Annotated in this window: 20 protein-coding genes; 7 read left to right on the top strand and 13 right to left on the bottom strand. The window is 71.7% G+C overall.

What is annotated here, in order from left to right:
• Genes ACSQ11_RS07625 through ACSQ11_RS07615 form a run of 3 tightly spaced genes read right to left on the bottom strand, consistent with a single transcriptional unit; the run spans position 1 to position 5713 of the window.
• On the bottom strand, positions 1-3735 hold the full coding sequence (locus ACSQ11_RS07625) for a nitrate reductase subunit alpha (RefSeq protein WP_436004539.1): 3735 nt from the start codon (positions 3733-3735) through the stop codon (positions 1-3).
• On the bottom strand, positions 3732-4460 hold the full coding sequence (locus ACSQ11_RS07620; protein WP_436004538.1) for a helix-turn-helix transcriptional regulator: 729 nt from the start codon (positions 4458-4460) through the stop codon (positions 3732-3734). The genes ACSQ11_RS07625 and ACSQ11_RS07620 overlap by 4 nt, the downstream gene beginning before the upstream one ends.
• Positions 4457-5713: an MFS transporter gene (locus tag ACSQ11_RS07615; protein WP_436004537.1), complete on the bottom strand. Its 1257-nt coding sequence runs from the start codon at positions 5711-5713 to the stop codon at positions 4457-4459. The genes ACSQ11_RS07620 and ACSQ11_RS07615 overlap by 4 nt, the downstream gene beginning before the upstream one ends.
• Positions 5714-5895: 182 nt before the next feature.
• Between ACSQ11_RS07615 and ACSQ11_RS07610 the strand changes: the two genes are divergently transcribed.
• Together ACSQ11_RS07610 and ACSQ11_RS07605 are read left to right on the top strand one after the other, a co-directional pair.
• The gene (locus ACSQ11_RS07610) at positions 5896-6591 is read left to right on the top strand and encodes a VTT domain-containing protein (RefSeq protein WP_436006721.1); all 696 of its coding nucleotides are present in this window, start codon (positions 5896-5898) and stop codon (positions 6589-6591) included.
• Between the two features lie 44 nt (positions 6592-6635).
• The gene (locus ACSQ11_RS07605; protein WP_436004536.1) at positions 6636-7616 is read left to right on the top strand and encodes an NYN domain-containing protein; all 981 of its coding nucleotides are present in this window, start codon (positions 6636-6638) and stop codon (positions 7614-7616) included.
• 23 nt (positions 7617-7639) lie between these two features.
• On the opposite strand, the gene ACSQ11_RS07600 is transcribed toward ACSQ11_RS07605, so the two are convergent.
• Genes ACSQ11_RS07600 through ACSQ11_RS07580 form a run of 5 tightly spaced genes read right to left on the bottom strand, consistent with a single transcriptional unit; the run spans position 7640 to position 12435 of the window.
• A complete protein-coding gene (locus ACSQ11_RS07600) occupies positions 7640-8272 on the bottom strand; it encodes a response regulator (RefSeq protein WP_436004535.1) in 633 nt (210 codons plus the stop codon).
• Positions 8269-9483 (bottom strand): sensor histidine kinase, encoded by a 1215-nt coding sequence (locus ACSQ11_RS07595; protein ID WP_436004534.1) that lies wholly within the window; start codon positions 9481-9483, stop codon positions 8269-8271. Before ACSQ11_RS07595 ends, ACSQ11_RS07600 begins: the two co-directional genes overlap by 4 nt.
• A 7-nt stretch (positions 9484-9490) precedes the next feature.
• Positions 9491-10285: an ABC transporter permease gene (locus ACSQ11_RS07590; RefSeq protein WP_436004533.1), complete on the bottom strand. Its 795-nt coding sequence runs from the start codon at positions 10283-10285 to the stop codon at positions 9491-9493.
• On the bottom strand, positions 10282-11175 hold the full coding sequence (locus ACSQ11_RS07585; protein ID WP_436004532.1) for an ABC transporter ATP-binding protein: 894 nt from the start codon (positions 11173-11175) through the stop codon (positions 10282-10284). The genes ACSQ11_RS07590 and ACSQ11_RS07585 overlap by 4 nt, the downstream gene beginning before the upstream one ends.
• 18 nt (positions 11176-11193) lie before the next feature.
• Positions 11194-12435: an MFS transporter gene (locus ACSQ11_RS07580; RefSeq protein ID WP_436004531.1), complete on the bottom strand. Its 1242-nt coding sequence runs from the start codon at positions 12433-12435 to the stop codon at positions 11194-11196.
• 53 nt (positions 12436-12488) lie between these two features.
• On the opposite strand from ACSQ11_RS07580, the gene ACSQ11_RS07575 reads away from it, so the two are divergent.
• Positions 12489-13052 carry an ArsR/SmtB family transcription factor gene (locus ACSQ11_RS07575; RefSeq protein ID WP_436004530.1) on the top strand — a complete coding sequence of 188 codons (564 nt, stop codon included), beginning with the start codon at positions 12489-12491 and terminating at the stop codon, positions 13050-13052.
• Between the two features lie 7 nt (positions 13053-13059).
• On the opposite strand, the gene ACSQ11_RS07570 is transcribed toward ACSQ11_RS07575, so the two are convergent.
• Positions 13060-13836, bottom strand: coding sequence for an SDR family NAD(P)-dependent oxidoreductase (locus tag ACSQ11_RS07570; protein ID WP_436004529.1), 777 nt, complete (start codon positions 13834-13836; stop codon positions 13060-13062).
• Positions 13837-14011: 175 nt separating this feature from the next.
• Between ACSQ11_RS07570 and ACSQ11_RS07565 the strand changes: the two genes are divergently transcribed.
• A complete protein-coding gene (locus ACSQ11_RS07565; RefSeq protein WP_436004528.1) occupies positions 14012-15445 on the top strand; it encodes a DUF222 domain-containing protein in 1434 nt (477 codons plus the stop codon).
• An 18-nt stretch (positions 15446-15463) separates the two neighbouring features.
• Here the strand turns inward: ACSQ11_RS07565 and ACSQ11_RS07560 are convergent, their stop codons facing one another.
• The 4 genes from ACSQ11_RS07560 to ACSQ11_RS07545 form a co-directional block, all read right to left on the bottom strand.
• Positions 15464-15892, bottom strand: a complete 429-nt coding sequence (locus ACSQ11_RS07560) for an FHA domain-containing protein (protein ID WP_436004527.1) — start codon at positions 15890-15892, stop codon at positions 15464-15466.
• A gap of 9 nt (positions 15893-15901) precedes the next feature.
• Positions 15902-16669: a LemA family protein gene (locus ACSQ11_RS07555; protein WP_436004526.1), complete on the bottom strand. Its 768-nt coding sequence runs from the start codon at positions 16667-16669 to the stop codon at positions 15902-15904.
• A 77-nt stretch (positions 16670-16746) separates the two neighbouring features.
• Complete coding sequence (gene pyrE / locus ACSQ11_RS07550; protein WP_436004525.1) at positions 16747-17301, bottom strand: orotate phosphoribosyltransferase; 555 nt, start codon at positions 17299-17301, stop codon at positions 16747-16749.
• A 33-nt stretch (positions 17302-17334) separates the two neighbouring features.
• Positions 17335-18105 carry an SDR family NAD(P)-dependent oxidoreductase gene (locus tag ACSQ11_RS07545; protein WP_436004524.1) on the bottom strand — a complete coding sequence of 257 codons (771 nt, stop codon included), beginning with the start codon at positions 18103-18105 and terminating at the stop codon, positions 17335-17337.
• Positions 18106-18253: 148 nt separating this feature from the next.
• On the opposite strand from ACSQ11_RS07545, the gene ACSQ11_RS07540 reads away from it, so the two are divergent.
• The 3 genes from ACSQ11_RS07540 to ACSQ11_RS07530 are packed head-to-tail and all read left to right on the top strand — an operon-like array spanning position 18254 to position 20871.
• Entirely contained in the window at positions 18254-18790 is a 537-nt protein-coding gene (locus tag ACSQ11_RS07540; protein ID WP_436004523.1) for a hypothetical protein, read from the top strand.
• Entirely contained in the window at positions 18791-20260 is a 1470-nt protein-coding gene (locus tag ACSQ11_RS07535) for a sensor histidine kinase (RefSeq protein WP_436004522.1), read from the top strand.
• Positions 20257-20871 (top strand): response regulator, encoded by a 615-nt coding sequence (locus ACSQ11_RS07530; RefSeq protein ID WP_436004521.1) that lies wholly within the window; start codon positions 20257-20259, stop codon positions 20869-20871. The genes ACSQ11_RS07535 and ACSQ11_RS07530 overlap by 4 nt, the downstream gene beginning before the upstream one ends.
• Positions 20872-20875: the final 4 nt, after the last annotated feature.

Genomic DNA, 20875 nt, shown 5'->3' with positions numbered 1-20875 from the left:
TCAGTACTCCACCTTCGCGGTGCGCCTACGGATGGTCGTGACCTCGTCGCGGTTGTTGCCGATCGGACCGATGTAGTTGAAGAAGTAGGACAGCTGCGCGTAGCCGCCGACGATGTGATTGGGCTTGAGCAGGATCCGGGTGAGGCTGTTGTGGATGCCGCCGCGCTTGCGGTCGCGCTCGGTGAGCGGGACGTCGATGAGCCGGTCCTGGGCGTGGTGCATGTAGACCGTCCCCTCGGGCATCCGGTGGCTGACGATGGCCCGCGCGGCGACGACGCCGTTGCGGTTGACCATCTCGATCCAGTCGTTGTCCTCGATGCCGACCTTGGCGGCGTCCACCTCGGACATCCACACCGACTGCCCGCCACGCGAGAGGGCGAGCATGAAGAGGTTGTCCTGGTACTCCGAGTGGATCGACCACTTGTTGTGCGGCGTGAGGTAGCGGACCGAGACGGCGACGCCCTGCCCCTCCGCCCGGCTCAGCTCGCCGATGGGCGCCTCGCCGAAGAGCCGCGTCATGTCGAGCGGTGGCCGGTAGACCGGCAGCGCCTCCCCCATGCCGAGGAACCAGTCGTGGTCGACGTAGAACTGCTGGCGTCCGGTGAGGGTGTGGAACGGCTTGTGCCGCTCGATGTTGATCGTGAACGGGCTGTAGCGCCGCCCACCGGACTCGGATCCCGACCACTCCGGGCTCGTGATGACCGGCACGGGCGCGACCTGGGTGTCGGCGAAGGTGATCTGCTTGCCCTCGTGCTCGGCGGCGAGGTCGGCGAGCTGCGTGCCGGTCCGCTTCTCGAGGAAGCGGAAGCCTTGCGTCGCGAGGTGGCCGTTCGAGACGCCCGCGAGGTGCAGCATCGCGTCGGCCATCTGGATGTCGGTCTCGACCTTGGGCTGTCCGTCACCGGCACCACCACGCCGTATGCCGTTGCGCTGGCGGAGGATCTCGACCTCCCGCTTGACGTCGTAGGCGACGCCCTTGGTGAGCATGCCGACCTTCTCCAGCAGCGGGCCGATGCTCGTCATCTTGTCGAAGACGGCCGTGTAGTCGCGCTCGGCGACGGCGATGACCGGCATCGTCCTGCCCGGCACCGGCTCGCACTCACCGGCCCTCCAGTCCTTGACGACGCCGTGGACCGTGGCCATCGCTTCGGGGGTGTCGTGCCAGAGCGGCTTGGCGATGACGTCCTTGCGGGTGCCGAGGTGGTCGACGGCGAGCTCGCTGAACTTCTTCGCGATCTCCTTCCACGTCTCCCAGTCCGACTTCGTCTGCCACGGCGGGCTGATCGCCGGGTTGAACGAGTGGATGAAGGGATGCATGTCGGTGGTCGAGAGGTCGTGCTTCTCGTACCAGGTGGCGGCGGGAAGCACGACGTCGGAGAGGATCGTCGAGCTCGTCATCCGGAAGTCGAGCGTGAGCAGCAGGTCGAGCTTGCCCTCGAGAGCCTTCTCTGGCCACTCGATGCCCTGCGGCCGGTGCTCCGGGCCCGCCTCGGTCGCCGTGGCGGCGCTGTCGGTGCCGAGCAGGTGGCGCAGGAAGTACTCGTTGCCCTTGGCGGAGCTGCCCAGCAGGTTGGAGCGCCAGAGCGAGAGGACCCGCGGGTGGTTGGTGCCCGACTCGGGGTCGTCGACGGCGAACTTGAGACGTCCCTCCCTGAGCTCCTGCGCGACGTAGGCCGGAGCCTCCATGCCCGCGGCCGCAGCGTCGTCGGCGAGGTCGAGCGAGCTCCGGTCGAACGTCGGGTAGCTCGGGGTCCACCCCAGCCGCACCGACTGCGAGAGCAGGTCCATGACGCTCTTGCCCGCGAAGACCCCTGTGCCGGAGTCGAGGTCGTCGGCCGAGAACGTGTCGTAGCGGTACTGCGACGTGTGGACGTACCAGTACGCCGTCTGGTTCATGTGCCGCGGCGGGCGCTGCCAGTCGAGCGCGAAGGCCATGTGCTGGAAGCCCATGATCGGGCGGATCTTCTCCTGGCCGACGTAGTGCGCCCAGCCGCCGCCGTTGCGTCCCTGGCAGCCGGTGATCGTCGTGAGCAGGAGGATGGCGCGGTAGATCTGGTCGCTGTGGAACCAGTGGTTCGTTCCGGCGCCGAGCAGGATCATGCCGCGGCCCTGGGTGTCGACGGCGTTGCGACCCCACTCACGCGCGAGCCGCTCGACCTGTGCGGCCGGCACGCCCGTGTGCTGCTCCTGCCATGCCGGGGTCGCCGGGACCGACGGGTCGTCATAGCCGGTCGGCCACGTGCCCGGGAGGCCGTCGCGGGCCACGCCGTACTGCGCGAGGAGGAGGTCGAGCACGGTCGTGACGAGCCGGTCGCCGATACGCCGGACGGGCACGCCGCGGACCTCGTGGGCGACCTTGCCGTCGGCCCCGTCGAACCGTGGCAGCTCGACCTCGACGGCCTCGTCGGTCGTGCCGTGCAGGCTGAGCAGCGGGTCGGTGTCACCGAGCTCGAGGTTCCACCTCCCGACGCCCTCGTCGCCGAACCGGTCGCCGATCGAGCCATTCAGCACGGCCATCTCGCCGGTGCGCGCGTCGATGACGGTGGGCTTCCACATCGCGTTCTCGGAGTCCGACTTCGGCCCGCCCTCGACGTCACCGGCGACGAGGTACTTGCCCGGACGATAGGCACCGTCACCACCGTCGCCGCGCTCCCCCGGCACGAGCACGACGAGGTTGGCGAGGTCCGTGAACTGCTTGTTGTAGTCGGCGAAGAAGGGCTCGAGCCGGTCGACGAAGAACTCCTTGAGCAGCACGTGGCCCATCGCCATCGCGAGGGCCCCGTCGGTCCCGGGGCCGAGGGTGACCCACTCGTCGGCGAACTTGACGTTCTCGGCGTAGTCGGGCGCGACCGCGATGACCTTCTGCCCGCGGTAGCGCGCCTCGGCCATCCAGTGCGCGTCGGGCGTGCGGGTCAGGGGCACGTTCGAGCCCCACATGACGAGGTAGGCCGCGTCCCACCAGTCCCCGGACTCCGGCACGTCGGTCTGGTCACCGAACATCTGGGGCGAGGCGTTGGGCAGGTCGGCGTACCAGTCGTAGAACGAGAGCATCGGAGCGCCGACGAGCTCGAGGAAGCGGGCGCCGGACGTGTAGGAGACCGGCGACATCGCCGGGATGGGTGAGAAGCCGGCGATCCGGTCGGGCCCGTAGGTCTTGACCGTGTAGACGTGCGCGGCCGCGACGATGTCGACGACCTCCTCCCACGTGGAGCGCACCAGCCCGCCCTTGCCCCGGGCCAACTTGTAGCGGGCGGCCTTCTCGGGGTCCTCGACGATCGACGCCCACGCGAGCACCGGGTCGCCGCCGTGCGCCTTCTTGGCCTCGCGGAACATCCCGAGCAGGACGCCACGCACGTAGGGGTAGCGGATCCGGGTCGGCGAGTACGTGTACCAGGAGAAGGCCGCACCTCGCGGGCACCCCCGCGGCTCGTAGTCGGGGCGGTCGGCGCCGGCCGACGGGTAGTCGGTCTGCTGCGCCTCCCACGTGATGATGCCGTCCTTGACGTAGACCTTCCACGAGCAGGAGCCGGTGCAGTTGACCCCGTGCGTCGACCTCACGACCTTGTCGTGACTCCAGCGGTCCCGGTAGAACGAGTCGCCGCTGCGGCCACCGCTGAGGTTGAGCGTCCGCCGGTCCTGCGACACCTCACCCCGCGTGAAGAAGCGCCTTGTGCCGACGAGGGCGTCGGAGAGCCGGTCGTCCAGTCCGGCCGGACCCGTAGGGGCCTGTGTCATGACGGAGCTCCTCCTGTGGAGTGGGGTGGTCGGGTCTCGGGGTCGGTGCCGGTCCGTGGGGCCAGGCGCAGGCGGGCGACGCAGGTGTCCGGGGTGACGAGCGGCTCGAGGGTGACGCGCGACCCGGTCTCGCCGACCGCCTGAAGGGTGCCCTGGAGCAGGCCGCGGTGGATGCCGCAGACGACGTCAGGGTGCGCCTGCGCGAGCTCGAGGAACGGGCACCGGCGCAGCGTCAGCGTGAGCGTGAGGGCATCGGCGTCGATGTCGGTCTGCGGCGTGTAGCCCCACTCGCCGAGGAGGTCGCCGACGTGCCGGCCGACCTCGGAGAACCGTTCGTCACCGTCAGGGGTCGGAGGCAGCGTGCGCTCCTGCGCGCGGGCGAGGGCCCACTGAGCACCGGCCTGCTGGGGCGTCACCTGCTGCGCCCGCGCCGTCGACAGGATCGACGTGAGGACCGAGGCCAGCACCTCGAACGGTGCCTCGGGCACTCGGCCCCGCAGCACGAACCGGTGGTGCGGGCGCCCGCGGCCACCCGTGCGCACGACGTGGCCGCCGACGAGCCCCGCCTCCTCGAGCCGGTCGAGGTGGAAGCGGATGGTCGTCACGTGCACGTCGAGCCGGTCCGCCAGCTCGGCGGCGGTGAGTCCCTCGTGGCCCTCGCCGTCCGACGCCCCCGTCAGCTCCTCGACGATGGCGCGACGCAGTGGCGCGTCGAGAAGGCTCAACCCAGCTCCCTGCGGAACCCGACCAGCGCGAGTGCGCCACCGGCGATCGCGACCACGGCGAGGAGCACGAGCCCGAGGGTGTAGCTGCCCTGCGAGTCGTAGATGGCGCCCATGAGGAGGGGTGGCACGAACCCGCCGAGACCACCGGCCGCGCCGACGACACCGGTGACGGCGCCGACCCGGGCCGGCTCGACGAGCGCCGCGACGAGGGCGAACACCGCGCCGGCGCCCGCGCCGAGCCCGGCGGCCATCCCGAGGAAGGCCACCGTGCCGACCGGCTCGAGGGCGAGGTCGACCGTCCCGCCGCCCACCACGGCCGCGAGGATGGCGAACAGACCGGTGAGCACGAGCAGCGCTGCCAGCACCTTGGTCCTGTCGTAACGGTCGGCGAGCCAGCCACCCACCGGCCGCGCGAGGACCGCCACGACGACGAAGCCGGCCATCCGCAGGGCGCCGTCGCCCTTGCTCATGCCGAAGTTGTTCACGAGGTAGGTCGGCAGGTAGACGCTGAACGCGACGAACCCGCCGAACGCGATCGCATAGAGGATGGCCAGCTTCAGGGCGACGGGCTCTGACAGGGTGCGCACCGCCGCCGTCAGCCAGTTGCCACGCTTGGCCGGCCCGCCCACGACGGTGGGTGCCCGCAGCATGGTCCGGGCGAGGACGGCATACGCGATGAGGAGGACCGCCACGAGGACGAAGGGGGCGGCACGTCCGAGTCGGTTCGCCAGGGCGAGCGTCGTGAAGGCGCTGACCGCCGTGCCGCCGGTGCCCATGCCGAAGATGCCGAGGGCGGCGCCGCGGCGGGCCGGCGCGTGCCACGAGTTGACGAACGGGACGCCCACCGCGAAGGACGTGCCACCGATGCCGAGGAAGAAGCCGCCGACGAGCAGCGCGGTCAGGCTCTTGCCGAAGAAGCCGAGGAAGAGCACCGGCACGACGGTCAGCATCGCCACCGCGGGGAACATCACCTTGGCGCCGAGGCGGTCGGTCAGGGCACCGACCGGGATGCGGCCGAGCGAGCCGACGATGACGGGAGTCGCGACGACGAGCGACTGCTGGAACGACGTCAGCCCGAGCTCCTCGCGCAGCGTCACCGCTAACGGTGAGAGCAGGGCCCACGCCCAGAAGCAGAGGGCGAAGCCCACAGTGGCGAGGACGAGCATCGTGCGCGCCGCGGCGGGGTCCGGGCCCATGGGCGGACCTGCGGCGCGCTCTCGCCGGGCGGTGCGAGGACGGGGTTCTTCGCTCATCGCAGTGCTTCTTCTCTGTACGAGCAGGGCGGGGCCTGCGACCGTCGGAAACTCAAGCACTACGCACTGTAGTGGGCGGCGGCGCGACACGCCCGCGCAATCCTCCAAATTCGCGTGTCGCCGCGGCCCGGGCACCGTTCAGCGAACGTCCAGCCGCACGGCATACCCTTGCGCGCGTGATGATGCCGATGCTCGGTCCCGACTGGATGGACCCCCAGTGGTTGTTCGACCAGTACGGCACCGCCTTCTTCTGGCTGTCCCTGGCGATCGTCTTCGTCGAGTGCGGCCTGTTCTTCCCGATCCTCCCGGGTGACTCGCTGCTCTTCGCCGTGGGCATCTTCATCGCCGGTGGTGAGCTCCAGGTCAACTTCTTCGTCGCGGTGCTCGCGCTCATCGCGGCCGCGTTCCTCGGCAACGTCGTGGGCTACGAGCTCGGGCGGCTCCTCGGCAAGCCGCTCTACGAGCGCGACGGCCGGATCATCAAGAAGAAGTACTTCGACCAGACCCACGCCTTCTTCGAGAAGCACGGTGCCAAGGCGCTGGTGCTCGGCCGGTTCGTGCCGATCGTGCGGACCTACATCACCGTCGTCGCCGGTGTGAGCCGGATGGAGCGCCGCCACTTCTTCGTGTGGTCCGGCGTCGGCGCGGTGCTGTGGGTGCTGCTGCTCACGACCGCCGGCTACTTCCTCGGCGGTGTCGAGCTCGTCAAGAACAACCTCGAGGCGGCGATCCTGCTCATCGTCGGGTTCTCGGTGCTGCCGATGGTCTTCGAGTTCCTCCGTCACCGCAGCCAGTCGCGCCGGGCCGTCGAGACCAGCGCCGAGGAGACCGCGGAGGCCGTCGAGGACGCCCGCGACGCCCGCCACGACCACGCCTGACCCACCTCCGGCCCGATCCGCCCGCGCGAGGCTAGGGTCACGCCATGACTGATGCTGCGCGCGTCGCCGTCTACGTCGACTTCGACAACATGGTGATCTCGCGCTACGACAACGTCCACGGCTCCGGGCGATGGCGCGACGACAAGGCGAGGAACCACACCCCGAGCAGCAAGGAAAACGGCAACGGTTCGGCCACCGAGGTGCCGGTCCGGCTCCACGCCGCGCACGTCGACCTCGGCGCGGTCATCGACTACGCGTCGTCGTTCGGCACGGTGGCGCTGACCCGGGCCTACGCCGACTGGTCGGTGCCCGCCAACGCGGCCTACCGCCAGGACCTCGTCGACCGGGCGGTCGACCTCGTCCAGCTCTTCGCGACGTCGGGCACCAAGAACGGCGCCGACATCCGGCTCGCGATCGACGCGGTGGACGACCTCTACAAGCACGGCGACCTCACCCATGTCGTCATCGTCGGCGGTGACTCCGACTACATCCCGCTCGCCCAGCACTGCAAGCGGATGGGCCGCTTCGTCGTCGGGATCGGCGTCTCCGGTTCGACCAGCCGGGCGCTGCGGTCCGCCTGCGACGCCTTCAGCTCCTACGACGACCTGCCCGGTCTCGAGGACCGGGCCGCAGCGCGAGCCGTCCCACCGTCACCGGCGGCGAAGGCGCCCGAGCCGGCCGAGAAGAAGGCACCGACCACGAAGGCCTCCACCAAGGCAGCGGCACCCGCAGCGAAGAAGACGCCTGCGAAGAAGGCCGCGGCCAAGAAGGCGTCGACCCCACCTGGCACCAAGCCCGACCTGCCCGGCAGCAAGCTCCTGCGGCGGGCGATGCAGGTCGGCACCGCCAGGGACGACGGCTGGCACGACTCGTCGACCGTGAAGAACCAGATCCTGCGGCTGGACTCGGGCTTCAAGGAGAAGACCTACGGCGAGTCCTCGTGGCGCGGCTTCGTCGAGGCACGCAGCTCGGTCGTGGAGACCCGGACCCTCGACAACGGACAGATGCTCCTGCGCCTGCGCTGAGGGCGTCCCCAGCGCGCCGCGGGTCAGGCCTGCGGCACCGAGATCAGACCGAGCCGGTATGCCGCGGTGACGGCTGCCGTCCGGTCCGTCACCTCGAGCTTGCTGAAGACCCGGATCAGGTGCGTCTTCACGGTGGCCTCGCCGATGTAGAGCTCGCGGCCGACCTCGGCGTTGGACAGCCCGCGGGCGACGGCGGTGAGGACCTCGAGCTCGCGAGGCGTGAGCTCGACCCGGACAGGAGCCCGGAGCCGCTCGGCGAGCTTGGCCGCGACCGGCGGTGCGAGCACCGTCTCCCCCAGGGCAGCCCGGCGGATCGCATCGGCGAGGACGGCGGGCGGGGTGTCCTTGAGCAGGTACCCACGGGCGCCCGACTCCACGGCCCGCACGATGTCGGCGTCCGTGTCGTACGTCGTGAGGACGAGGACCTGTGGGGCGTCGGGCTGCTCGCGCAGTCGGGCGGTCGCCTCGGCACCGTCCATCACCGGCATACGGAGGTCCATGAGGACGACGTCGGGCGTGAGGCGAGGGGTGAGCGCGAGCGCCTCGGCGCCGTTGCCGGCCTCGCCGACGACGTCGACGTCCTCGAGCTCGCCGAGCAGGGCGACCATGCCGGCCCGCACGACGGGGTGGTCGTCGACGACGAGGACGCGGATCATCGGGGCAGCTCCATGACGAGTCGGGTACCGCGGGGGTCGCCCCGGTCGATGCTGACCTCGCCGCCGAGCTCGGCGGCCCGGGCGCGCAGGCCGTCGAGTCCGAACCCGGGTGGCGTGGTGATGGGGTCGAACCCGCTGCCGTCGTCGGTCACCTCGAGGGCGATCCGCTCGGGTTCGTAGGCGAGCGTCACGGCCGCGGATGTCGCGCCCGAGTGGCGCCGGACGTTGGACAGCGCCTCCTGGACGCCGCGCAGCAGGACGACCTCGGCGTTGCCACCGAGCGGTGCCGGCTCACCCTCCACGGACGACGTGACCCGTATGCCGGTCTCGCGCGTCACCGTCTCGGTGAGCCTCGCGAGGGCCTCGACGAGGGTGCGCGACTGGAGGTGTCCGGGCGTGAGCTCGGCGACGATGACCCGCGCCTCGGCGAGGTTGTCGACGGCGGTGCGCTCGATCATCGCGAGGCGTTCGCGAACGCTGGCGACGTCGTCGCGGTCCAGCGCGGACGTCGCGGCCCGGGACAGGGCGATGACCGAGGTGAAGCCCTGCGCCAGGGTGTCGTGGATCTCGCGGGAGAGGCGGCTGCGCTCGTCCTGGACGCCCTGCGCGCGTTCGACGGAGGCGAGCTGGGCCCGGGTCGACCGGAGCTCGTCGATGATGCAGGCCCGGCTCTCGGCCTCGGTGATGATCCGGTGGATGAAGAGGCCGAGGGCCGCCGAGAGCACGAACGAGATGATCACGGAGACGAGGGCGCCGGGTGCGGCCCCCGCCGGGTCGTCGGCGGGCACGACCGTCGCCACGAAGAGGGCGGCGAGCGCCAGGCCGGTGCCGACGAGCGCCGGGCCCCTCTCGAAGGTGGCCCAGATCTGCGGGAAGAGGCAGAAGAAGAGCAGCCACGCCTCGAACTCGGGGTCGATGACGATGATCGTGAGGATGCAGGCCCAGGCACACAGCTGGTAGGCGACGGCATACACGCTCCCCTCGCGCTGGATCGCCCGGCGACCGAAGAGCGTGTAGGCCAAGGCGATCCCCACGAGGAGCGCGATCGTGGGCAGGTAGCCGTGCGGCCCTGGAGGCTGGATGAGCGAGACCACGATGGCCGTGGCGATGAGGGCGTAGCAGCCGGCGTGCCACCACTTCGCCTGGCCGCGCCACATCTGCGCGAGCTCGTCGCTCGAGAGCTCAGCGGGTGGGGCGGGGGCCGGGTTCACGGTGCCATCATGTCGTGCCGCGCTTGAACCAGCGGAAGGTCAGGACGCAGAGCACGAGCCCCAGGATGGCCCACACGCCGAGGACCATGGCGGTGCGGCCGTGCTCCCACGCCCCGGCCATCTCCATCGACGCGAGGTCGTCGGGGAAGAACACCGAGCGCATGCCCTGGGCGATCCACTTGAGCGGGAAGACCGAGGCGACCTGCTTGAGCCACTCGGGGATGTCGGTGAACGAGAAGTAGACACCGGAGATGAACTGCAGGATGAGCATCGGGGCGACGACGACGGCACCGACGGTGCGCGCGGAGGCCAGCGAGCTGTAGGCCGTACCGAGCACCGTGCCCGCGAAGGAACCGAGCCCGAAGACCCACGCGAAGGTCAGCCACCGGGCGGCGGTGTCGGGCAGGTCGACCCCGAACGCGAACTTCGCGACTGCGAGGAGCAGGACCTGTTGTGCCAGAGCGGTGGTCACGACGAGACCGACCTTGCCGAGGAAGTACGACACCGGGGGCATGGGGGTGCTGCGCAGCCGCTTGAGGGTGCCGTCATCGCGCTCGGCCGCGACCGACATCGCCATCGTCTGGAACGACGTGAGCAGGATGCCGGCCGAGATCATGCCGGGCAGGAAGTACTCCGCGGCGCTCATCTGGGAGTCGCCACCCATCGAGTCACCGAAGATCACCGAGAACAGCGCGAGCATCATGATCGGGAAGAGGAAGGAGAAGAACACCGCCTCCTTCTCGCGGGAGTACATCTTGAGCTCGAGGAGCGTGCGGTCGAAGCCCAGGGCGACGGCGTTCATGCCGAGATCTTCCGTGTCGTGGTGGCAGCGGGAGTGCCCTCGTCGCTCTCCGTGACGTGCGGGGCGATGAGGGTGAGGTAGGTGTCCTCGAGCGAGGGCCGGCTCACGACGAGCTCGGGCACCTCGCCGCCGAACCGGTCGGCGAGGCGGCTCACCTCAAGAGTGGGTGTGGCGGTGCGCAGGGTGTGCCGCTCGCCGTCCTCGAGCCACGCGACCGTCGCCTCCTCGGAGGCGCGGCCGCCGAGGTTGGCCGGGGTGTCGAGGGCCAGCAGCGTGCCGCCGGCGATGACGCCGACCCGGTCGGCCAGGTGCTCGGCCTCGTCGAGGTAGTGCGTGGTGAGCAGGATCGTCGTGCCCTCGGAGGAGAGGGTGCGGATGAGCCCCCAGAAGTCGCGGCGGGCCTGCGGGTCGAAGCCCGTCGTCGGCTCGTCGAGGAAGAGCAGCTCGGGGCGCCCGACGATGCCGAGCCCCACGTCGAGGCGGCGGCGTTGTCCCCCCGACAAGCCGGCGATGCGGACGTCGGCCTTCTCCTGGAGGCCGACGGCGGCGATGACCTCGTCGACGCTGCGCGGGTTGGCGTAGGTGTGCGCCGTCGACGCGAGGATCTCGCGCGGGGTGAGCAGGTCGAGCCCGGACGAGGTCTGGAGCACGATCCCGATCCGGTTGCGCCACAGGCGGTTCGCGGTGTGCGGGTCGGAGCCGAGGACGCTGACCTCACCGGCGTCGGCGGTGCGGAAGCCTTCGAGGATCTCGACGGTCGTCGTCTTGCCGGCGCCGTTGGGCCCGAGGAGCGCGAACACCTCCCCCGTCTCGATGTCGAGGTCGAGGCCGTCGACGGCGCGCTTGTCGCCGTACGCCTTGACGAGTCCACGGATGCTGATCGCTGTCATGGCTCCAGCATGGTCGGGTCAGGCACGCGCGCGGACCGACCGGCGGGTGGAGGCCGGGTCCACCGACCGGTGGACACCCGCCCGGACACGCAGGCCCGCCGTGGCCGCGATGAGCAGGCCGACACAGCCACAGACGACGTATGCCGTCCGCGCACCGACCTGGGTCCCGAGGACTCCGCCGATGGCGAGCGCACCGATGGTGGCCGTGCGGGACAGGCCGCTGACGAGTGCGAGCACCTTGCCCCGGTCGGCGTCGGCGATCTCGTGCAGCAGCAGGGCGAAGACCAGGGCGTTGACGACACCGAGGGCGAGGCCGACCGCGAACGCGCACACGGCATACAGGACGAGGGTCGGGGAGAGACCTTCGCCGATCTGGAGGAGCGGCACGACGGCGATCCCGAGGAGCAGTCCGCGGATGCGTGTACTGCGCGCGCGGACGGCGGCGGCCGCGAGCGAGCCGAGCACCACGCCGACGCCGCTCGCAGCCTCGGCGAGGCCGTAGCCGGTCGGGGTGGCGCCGAGCTCGCCGCGGACGAGGAAGACCTCGACGGCGTTGACCGCCTCGACGGTGAGGATGATCGGGACGACCCCCAGGACGAGTGCGGCGAGGACGCGGTCGCGGCGCAGGGCGGTGAGCCCCTCGCGTGGCAGGAGCGAGGTGCGGCTGGGAGGCGACGCGGGCCGAGCCACCCTGAGGGCGAACGCCGCTCCGACGAGGCCGACGAAGCTGGTGGCGTTGACCCCCAGGACGAGCCTCGACCCCCAGTGGTGCACGAGGACGCCGGCCAGGGCGGCGCCGACGGGCGAGGCGATCGCTCGCATGCCCTGGGCGAGCGAGACGTAGGTCCCCGAGAGCGACTCCCCCACGACGTGCGGCATCACGGCCGTCCAGACGGGGTTGGCGAAGGCGAAGCCGGTCTGCATGACGACGACGGCGATGCAGGTCCACAGCAGGGACGGCGCGAGCACGAGGCCGACGGCGCCGATCGCCTGCACGGCGAGCGAGACGACGAGGACGCGACGCGGGTCGTGCTGGTCGGCGACGGACCCGGCGACGCCCATCGTCACGACGATCGGCAGGGCGAAGCAGATGAGCAGGCTCATCACGGCATACGGTCCGTGGCCGCCGTCGTGGAGCTGGAGCATGAGGGCGACCATCGCCATGACGTCGCCGACCATCGACACGACGCTGGCCCCGAGGACGAGGCGAGCCTGACGCACAGCCAGCACGCCGGCATACTCGTGAAGTAGTTGCTTCATATTTGTGAAGGTAACGCTTCACGCTTTGGTCGGTCAAGACTAGGGTTGGGTTCATGGCGACGAAGCGACCCGACGAGCTGCGGATCACCGACCCGCGCGCGCTGCGGGCTCTGGCGCACCCCGCCCGGCAGCGGCTCATCACCGAGCTGTTCTCCGGGGAGGTGCTCACGGCGACTGAGGCGGCGAGGCTGGTGGACCTCACCCCGTCGGCGACGAGCTACCACCTGCGCGCGCTGGAGAAGTGGGGGGTCGTCGAGCGCGACACGTCCTCGGACGACGCGCGGGAGCGTCCGTGGCGATCGACCGCGTCGTCGATCTCGATCCTGCCGGAGGCGCACCGGGCTGCTGGTCGCGACCTGAGCCGTTCGTCGCTGGCGAAGTGGTTCGTCGGGATGGACGCCGGGCTCGACCGCCTCGCCGAGTCGCTCGAGTCCGGCCGCGAGACCGGCATGACCTCACGGGGTCGGCTGTGGGTCACCGACGCGGAGCTCGAGGAGATCAAGGGTCAGCTCGACGACGTCCTCAAGGCGTACCGCGGCCGGACCCGGCGCGACCACCCCGAGGACTCACGTGCCTGGGACGTCTACGCGATGATCCTCCCGGCCGAGAAGGCCTGAGGCTGCGTCAGAAGGTCGTGTAGCCGCCATCGATGACCACCACCGAGCCGGTCACGAAGCTCGACGCGTCGGAGGCGAGGTAGACGACCGTGGGGGCGATCTCCTCGGGGAGGGCGTAGCGCTGCATCGGGGCGTCGTCGATCCAGCGGGGCTTGAGGGCCGGGTCGTCGACGGGCGCCATCTCGGTCTTGACGTAACCGGGAGCGACCGCGTTGACCCGGATGCCCATCGGCGCCCACTCGGCGGCGAGAGACTTGGTCAGCTGGTGCACGGCCGCCTTCGACGCGTTGTATGCCGGTTGCCACTGCGGGCGGTTGACGATGAGTCCCGAGATCGAGCCGATGTTGACGATGACCCCACTGTGCTGGTCGGCGAAGTGCCGGCCGGCGACCTGGCTCATGATCCACAGGCCACGGACGTTGGTGTCGAAGACCTCGTCCCACTCGTCGTCGGTGACCTCGAGAGCCGGGCGGTGGACGCAGGCCCCGGCGTTGTTGACGAGCACGTCGAGGCGGCCGGTGGCCTCGAGCGCGGTGGCGACGGCGCGCTCGGCGCTCGCCCGGTCGGTGACGTCGAGCCCGACCCCGACGACGGTGCGACCGGTGGCCTGAGCCAGGTCCCTGGCCGCGGCGACGGACGCCTCCTCGTCGCGGGCGCCGATGACGACGTCGGCGCCCGCGTCGGCGAGGGCGCGGGCGAAGGCGAGGCCGAGCCCGCGGTAGCCGCCGGTGACGAGGGCGGTGCGGCCGGCGAGCGAGAAGGTGTCGAGGACGGGGGTGCTCATGGCGCCATTGTGGCGCGAGTTCCAGTGCGCCGGCTCACCTTGCCCGCGTCGGCGCAGGCGCCACCCTGCGCCGCTCAGCGAGCGCGGTGGACCTTTGCGTCAATATGCTGACGCAAACCCGTTGTGCCACAGCCGAACTCGAGTGACTGTCAGTGGTGGATCCTAGGGTTTTTCCATGGACGGGACACCAGCACCGAGCGGGCCTGAGGGCCGGGTTCGTGCTGTCGTGTCCGCCCTCGCCGAGGTGGGCCCCGAGGGGTTGACGCCGGCGCAGCGGGTGGCAGCGGTGTCCGCGCTGGAGGCGTTGAAGGGCGCGGCCGCCGCGGCGCAGGCCCGGCTGACGGCGGCCGCGGTGGTGGACCGTGAGGCGCTGGGTGAGGACTCGCGCAGCGTCCGCGCCGACCTGGCGTTGGCGCGGCGCTGCTCGCCGACGCTCGCGGACCAGCACGCGGGAGTCGCGCGCGCGTTGGTCGAGGAGCTGCCCTGCACCATGGCCGCCCTGACGCGCGGCGAGATCAGTGAGCGCCGGGCGACGATCGTCGTGCGCGAGACGGCGTGCCTGTCACTGGAGCACCGCGGGGAGGTCGACCGGCGCCTGGCCTCGGTGATCGGCGGCCTGGGTGACAAGGCGTTGGCGGCTGCCGCCCGACGTGCGGGTGCCGCGCTGGATGCGGAGTCGCTGGCGGCGCGTCACCGCCGTGCTGTCGCCTCGCGGCGCGTCAGTGTCCGGCCGGCGGCGGACGGGATGGCGTGGCTGTCGGTCCTGGGCCCCATGAAGGACGTCATCGGCGCCCACCTCGCCCTCATCTGCGAAGAGGGCCGCCGTCACGTCATCGACCCCGACCTCCCGGCGGGTGAGTGGGAGGCCGCCGCTGCGACGGCCCGGGCCGACACCCGCGGCAAGGGTGCGTGGCTGGCCGACCGTGCCCTCGAGCTGCTGTCCGGCCGCGCCCCGGGCCGGCCTCAGCCGGTCGAGGTGTCGCTCGTGATGACCGACCGGGTGCTGCTGCCCGCCGCGTTCGGCGGCGACGCTCCGGCCGACGACTGCGCGAGCATCCCGGGCTGGGGTCCGGTCCCCGGCGCCGAGGCCCGAGCCGCGGTTTCGGACGGGCTGGGCGAGCCCGACGCGTTCGTCTGGCTGCGGCGGCTGTTCACCGACCCGACCGGACGCGACCTCGTCGCCCTCGACTCGAGGCGCCGCAGGTTCCACGGTGGGCTGCGGCGGTTCCTCGAGCTGCGCGACCCGACCTGCCGCATCCCCTGGTGCGACGCACCCGCCGCCCAGACCGACCACCTACGCCGGGCAGCAGACGGCGGCGCCACGTCCGCCGTCAACGGCGCCGGGCTCTGCCAGCGCCACAACCTCGTCAAGGAGGACACCGGCTGGCACGTCCGCGCCGAGTCGGGCGGCGCGGGGCCACAGGGCATACGGATCACCACCCCGACCGGGTCCACCTACGACTCCACCGCGCCACCGCTACTGGGCGAGGGCTGGTCACCACGCTGGCTCGACGACCTCGACCCACCCGACGACTCGGGCGACCCCGATGTCCCGACCGACGACGGCGTGCCCGATGTCGCGTTCTTCGACGACGCCCGGGCTGCGTGACGACGACCCGTCACCGGGTCAGCGGGTCAGCGACTCCTGCTTGAGGACGATGCGAGTCCACGACCCGAGGTAGAGGACGTGGCCGGACTCGACGGTGTGACCGGCGTCGATCGGGTCGTCCGGGATCTCACCGATCGTCGAGCTGACGTAGGTGCCGTTCGCCGAGCCGAGGTCCTCGACGACCCAGCCGAGGCCGTGACGGGTCAGCTGCGCGTGCCGACGACTCACCCCGGCGTCGCCCTCGCAGTCGATGTGCGGCACGACCGCCTTGACCTCGCTGTGCCGTCCGATGAGGACCTGGCTGCCACGCAACGGCACGACCGTGGGCGGACCGAACGCAGGCAGCCGGTCGGGGCTGCTCTGGCACTCGTACCACTGCGGGTCAACCCAGACCTCGGCCACCCACGCGGAGGCTGCGCCGGACCCACCGACGCCTGGACGTGCCACGGCCGGGCCTCAGACGCGCGGCGCGGGAGGCGCCGGCGGAATGTCGCCGGGAGCCGACGGGTCGATGGGCTGCGTCTGGTCCGCGGGGACGGCCGGCGGGGCACCAGCCGGTCCGGCCGGGGCGGCCGGGGTCTGCGCGGGCGACTGCGGGCTCGGCGGCGTTGCGGCGCTCGGCGCAGCGGGCGCGTAGCCACTGGGCGGCGGGATCGTCGCGTCGCGCTGGCCGAAGTCGACCTTGGGGGCCTCGCGCTGCTCGCCGACGGCCTCGAAGTACTCGGCCTGCTTGATGCCGAACATTCCGGCGATGAAGTTCGTCGGGACGGTCTCGACCTTGGTGTTGAGGTCCCGCACCGTCGCGTTGTAGTAGCGGCGCGACGAGGCGATCCGGTCCTCGGTCGAGGTGAGCTCCTGCTGCAGCGCCATGAAGTTCTGGTTCGCCTTGAGGTCGGGGTAGGCCTCGGCGATGGCGAGCAGGCGACCGAGCGCCTGGCTCAGCATGTTCTCGCTCTCGGCCTGCTGGCCGGGCGACTGGTTCGGGGCCATCGCCGCCGAGCGCGCCTTGATGACGTCCTCGAGGGTGCCGCGCTCGTGGGCGGCATAGCCCTTGACGGTCTCGACGAGGTTGCCGATGAGGTCGTGCCGCCGGGTGAGCTCGACGTCGATCTGGCGCCAGGCCTCCTGCACGAGGTTGCGCAGCTTGATGAGGCCGTTGTACATCCCGACGACGATGCCGACGAGCACCAGCACGACGACGATGATGATGATGGCGGTGATCATGTGAACTCCCCTGTTGGTGGCGTCTCGATCGCGATCCTAGGGCCTGCGCGGCCCCACGCTCGGGACCCCACGGGTGCTCACGCCAGTCCGAGGTCCTCCAGCCCGAAGGCGTGCCGGTAGCCCAGCCCCGCGTCGGCGAACACCTGCGCGGCGCCGGTGGCGCGGTCGGCGATCGTCGCGACCCCGACGACGGTGGCGCCGGCCTCCTGGGCGGCCTTCGCGGCGTCGAGCGGCGAGGCCCCGGTGGTGGAGGTGTCCTCGACGATGAGGACGCGGCGTCCCTCGATCGAGGGACCCTCGATGCGCTGCTGGAGGCCGTGCGCCTTGCCCGCCTTGCGGACGACGAACGCGTCGAGCCGCTCTCCTGCTGCGGCGGCCGCGTGCAGCATCGAGGTGGCGACCGGGTCGGCGCCCAGGGTCAGCCCTCCCACGGCGTCGAACTCGAGGTCGGACACGAGGTCGCGCATGACCCGGCCGACGAGCGGGCTCGCCTCGCCGTGGAGCGTGATGCGGCGCAGGTCGACGTAGTAGTCGGCCTCCTTGCCGGACGACAGCGTGACGCGGCCGTGGACGATGGCCTTGTCCTTGATGATCTCGAGCAGGCGGGCGCGGTCGGCGGCGATGTCAGTCACGGCCCCGAGGCTACCGACCCGTTGCCGGTCGGTTCAGGTCGAGGTCGGGCGGTGGGCGCGCCGCGACCGCGAGCGCACGAGGGGGCGCGGCAGCACGCGCAATGCGGTGACGATCGCCTTGTACTGGCGGCCGGGCACGGAGACGACCTTGCCCTTGTCGACGTCGGCCAGCGCATCGCGGACGAGCCGGGGCGCGTCGAGCCACATGAACTCGGGCATCGACGACATGTCGAGCTCGGCCCGCTGGTGGAACTCGGTGTGCGTGAAACCCGGGCACAGCGCCGTCACTGTGACGCCTGTCCCGGCGAGCTCCGCCGCCAGGCCCTCGCTGAACACGGTGACGAAGGACTTGTTGGCCGAGTAGGTCCCCGACGTGAGGAAGGACGCCACCGACGAGACGTTGACGATCGCTCCCCGACCGCGGGCCTTCATCGCCCGACCCGCGGCGTGCGAGAGCACGAGGACCGCCCGCGACAGCACGTCGAACAGCGCCTCCTCGGCGGCGACGTCGTTGTCGAGGAAGGCTCCCTTGAGTGAGTACCCGGCGTTGTTGACGAGCAGATCGACCGGCGCCTCGGTCGACGCCAGGCGTTCGGCCACCCGGCCGAGCTGCGTCCGGTCGGAGAGGTCGGCGGCGAGCACCTCGACCTGCGCCCCGTGCGCGCTGCGCAGCTCCGCGGCGAACGCCTCGAGCCGGGGCACGTCGCGGGCGACGAGGACGAGGTCGTCACCACGGGTGGCGAGCTGGAGGGCGAACTCACGGCCGATCCCGGCCGTGGCTCCCGTCACGAGTGCGGACGTCATGCGCTCACCGTATGCCGCACCCCACCCCTCGTATGCCGTCCGCCCACCTCACGAGGTACTACGACCATCGCCCAATGGTGCGGGTCCACGGGTGCGGCGGAGGCTGAACACCTCACATCCACTCGACTCGGGAGACATCATGAAGCGCATGGGACTCGTTCTGGCCGGCCTGACCGTCGCGGTCTGCCCCGCCGTCATCGGCCTCTGGGCCAACGCGTCGTTCTCGGAGGCGGTCCCGGTGCGGGTCCCGGCCAGTGGCCAGGTCGTCCGCACGACCTCGACCCCCTCACCCTCGATCTCGTCGAGCCCCAGCCCCTCGGCCAGCGACGACCACGGCGGCCGCACGCCGCGCGACCAGCGCAGCGAGCCCGGTGACGACCGCCGCAAGAACGGCTCCGCCTCCTCCGGCTCCGGCTCGTCCGGCTCACGCTCGGGCTCCTCCGGCTCCGGCTCGACCAGCCGCCACCACGACGACACGACGGCGGACGACCACGGCGGCGACACCCCCCGCGACCAGCGGACCGAGCCCGGCGACGACCGCCGCACCTCCAGCAGTTCGGACGACTCGAGCGGCTCCGGCTCCAGCCGCTCCGGCTCCGGCTCCGGCTCCGGGCACTCCGGTCGCTCGGGCGGGTCGGACGACACCCAACCCGACGACCACGGTGGTCACGGAGGCGATGACTGAGTGGCGATCGCACCCGACCCGGCCGCCGCGGCACCTGTCGCGGCGGCCCCGCCGCGCCCCCGCACCGTCGAGGACGAGCTCCTGTCCCCGGTCGCGAGCGCCGACGGCTCGACCGAGCCCGGGTGGCGGCTCGTCTCCACCCCCGATGCCCGGACCGACCCGTCCCCGATGGTCACCCCCCGACGGGTCGTCACCCAGATGGTCGCGGCCCTCGCTCTCGTCCTCGTCGTCGTGGCCGCGCTCGCGACCTTCGCCGCCGGCCGCCTCGCCGAGCGTGAGGCCGTCAACGACGCCGCGGCCGCCGCCGACCTCATCGCCCAGGCCGTCATCACCCCGCTGCTCACCGACGAGCTGCTCGACGGGGCCGACGGGGCCGCCGCCCCGCTGGACCGGGTCGTCCGCGACGTCGTCATCGGCGACGAGATCGTGCGGGTCAAGATCTGGGCACCCGACGGGACGATCGTCTACGCCGACGAGGGCCACCTCATCGGCCGGACGTTCCCCCTGTCGCAGGACCAGCGCGACGCGCTCGCCGACCCCCGCACCATCGCCGAGGTGTCGCAGCTCGACCAGACAGAGAACGAGTTCGAGACGGGCAACCGCCTCCTCGAGGTCTACCGACCGGTGTGGACCCCGACGGGCCGCGAGATGCTCTTCGAGACCTACACGGCATACGACGTCGTGAGCGAGCGGGCCGCTGAGCTGCGCCGTGGGTTCGTCGGAGTCACGCTGAGCAGCCTGCTGCTGCTCGTCGTCCTCATGACGCCGGTGCTGTCGCGGCTCCTCGGGCGGCTGCGCGACGTCACCCGGCACCGCGAGCGCATGCTCGAGCGCTCGCTCGAGGCCTCGGACGCCGAACGCCGCCGGATCGCCGGCACCCTCCACGACGGGCCGGTGCAGGAGCTCGTCGCCTCCTCGTTCGCCGCGTCGGGCGCGGCCGAGCAGGCGGCCCGGCGCGGCGACGCCGAGCTCGCCGGGACCCTCGACCGGCTGGCCGGCGCGACCCGCGGGAACGCCCGTGCCCTGCGCTCGCTCCTCGTCGAGATCTATCCGGAGAGCCTGTCCGGCGCCGACCCCACGACCGTCCTGTCCGACGTCGCGGCGACGACCCACGGGCGCGACGTCGAGGTCGAGCTCGACGTCGACCCGAGCATCACCCTCCCCGAGGACGAGCAACGGCTCATCCACCGGATCGCCCAGGAGTGCCTGCGCAACGCGGCCACCCACGCGGCGCCCTGCCACGTCCTCCTCCGGCTCGCCCGCGAGGACGACGGGGTCACCCTCCTCGTCGCCGACGACGGCCCGGGCTTCGACCCGGCGGTCCTCGACAACCCTGCGGTCGGGCACCTCGGCACCAAGGTCCTGGCCGACCTGGCCTCGGACGCCGGCGCCGAGCTCGCCGTGCAGACTGCACCGGGCTCCGGCACCCGCTGGCGCCTCCACCTCCCCGCACTAGGAGCAGCCGAGTGATCCGCGTCCTCGTCGTCGACGACCACGCGATGGTCCGGGCCGGCCTCACCACCCTGCTCGAGGCGAGCGGTGACATCACCGTCGCCGGCCAGGCCGCCGACGGGGCGGACGCCGTCGCCCTCGCGGTCGAGGTGCGCCCCGACGTCGTCCTCATGGACCTGTCGATGCCGGGCATGGACGGCGTGGCAGCGACCGCCGCGGTGCTCCAGGAGCTGCCCGAGCTGCGCGTCGTCGTGCTCACGTCGTTCTCGGACCGGGCCCGGGTCACGGCCGCGCTCGACGCCGGCGCCGTGGGCTACCAGCTCAAGGACGGTGAACCCGCCACCCTCATCGCCGCCGTCCGGGCCGCAGCCGCCGGTCAGGCCCCGCTCGACCCCCGCGTCGCCCAGGTCCTGCTCCCCACGCGGGGCCAGCGCACCGGTGACGGCCTGAGCTCGCGCGAGGAGCAGGTGCTCCGGCTCGTCGCCGACGGCCTGGCCAACAAGCAGATCGCCCGCGCGCTCGGCATCAGCGAGCGCACCGTCAAGGCCCACCTCGGCAAGGTCTTCCGCGAGCTGGGGGTCGCCGACCGGACGAGTGCCGCCCTCTGGGCCAAGGACCACCTAGTGTGACTGG

The sequence above is a fragment of the Knoellia sp. LjRoot47 genome (assembly GCF_964253435.1).
Classification (GTDB): Bacteria; Actinomycetota; Actinomycetes; order Actinomycetales; family Dermatophilaceae; genus Knoellia.
The sequence above is the reverse complement of the archived record's forward strand: the minus strand, read 5'-3'. Positions and strand labels throughout refer to the sequence as shown.

Excerpts from the sequence above, each read along its gene's own strand:
- ACSQ11_RS07570 (WP_436004529.1), bottom strand. The coding sequence starts at position 13,836 with ATGAGCACCCCCGTCCTCGACACCTTCTCGCTCGCCGGCCGCACCGCC.
- ACSQ11_RS07590 (WP_436004533.1), bottom strand. The coding sequence starts at position 10,285 with ATGAACGCCGTCGCCCTGGGCTTCGACCGCACGCTCCTCGAGCTCAAG.
- ACSQ11_RS07580 (WP_436004531.1), bottom strand. The coding sequence starts at position 12,435 with ATGAAGCAACTACTTCACGAGTATGCCGGCGTGCTGGCTGTGCGTCAG.
- ACSQ11_RS07540 (WP_436004523.1), top strand. The coding sequence starts at position 18,254 with ATGGGACTCGTTCTGGCCGGCCTGACCGTCGCGGTCTGCCCCGCCGTC.
- ACSQ11_RS07600 (WP_436004535.1), bottom strand. The coding sequence starts at position 8,272 with ATGATCCGCGTCCTCGTCGTCGACGACCACCCCGTCGTGCGGGCCGGC.
- ACSQ11_RS07615 (WP_436004537.1), bottom strand. The coding sequence starts at position 5,713 with ATGAGCGAAGAACCCCGTCCTCGCACCGCCCGGCGAGAGCGCGCCGCA.
- ACSQ11_RS07605 (WP_436004536.1), top strand. The coding sequence starts at position 6,636 with ATGACTGATGCTGCGCGCGTCGCCGTCTACGTCGACTTCGACAACATG.
- ACSQ11_RS07585 (WP_436004532.1), bottom strand. The coding sequence starts at position 11,175 with ATGACAGCGATCAGCATCCGTGGACTCGTCAAGGCGTACGGCGACAAG.
- ACSQ11_RS07575 (WP_436004530.1), top strand. The coding sequence starts at position 12,489 with ATGGCGACGAAGCGACCCGACGAGCTGCGGATCACCGACCCGCGCGCG.
- ACSQ11_RS07610 (WP_436006721.1), top strand. The coding sequence starts at position 5,896 with ATGCCGATGCTCGGTCCCGACTGGATGGACCCCCAGTGGTTGTTCGAC.
- ACSQ11_RS07625 (WP_436004539.1), bottom strand. The coding sequence starts at position 3,735 with ATGACACAGGCCCCTACGGGTCCGGCCGGACTGGACGACCGGCTCTCC.
- ACSQ11_RS07545 (WP_436004524.1), bottom strand. The coding sequence starts at position 18,105 with ATGACGTCCGCACTCGTGACGGGAGCCACGGCCGGGATCGGCCGTGAG.
- ACSQ11_RS07565 (WP_436004528.1), top strand. The coding sequence starts at position 14,012 with ATGGACGGGACACCAGCACCGAGCGGGCCTGAGGGCCGGGTTCGTGCT.
- ACSQ11_RS07555 (WP_436004526.1), bottom strand. The coding sequence starts at position 16,669 with ATGATCACCGCCATCATCATCATCGTCGTCGTGCTGGTGCTCGTCGGC.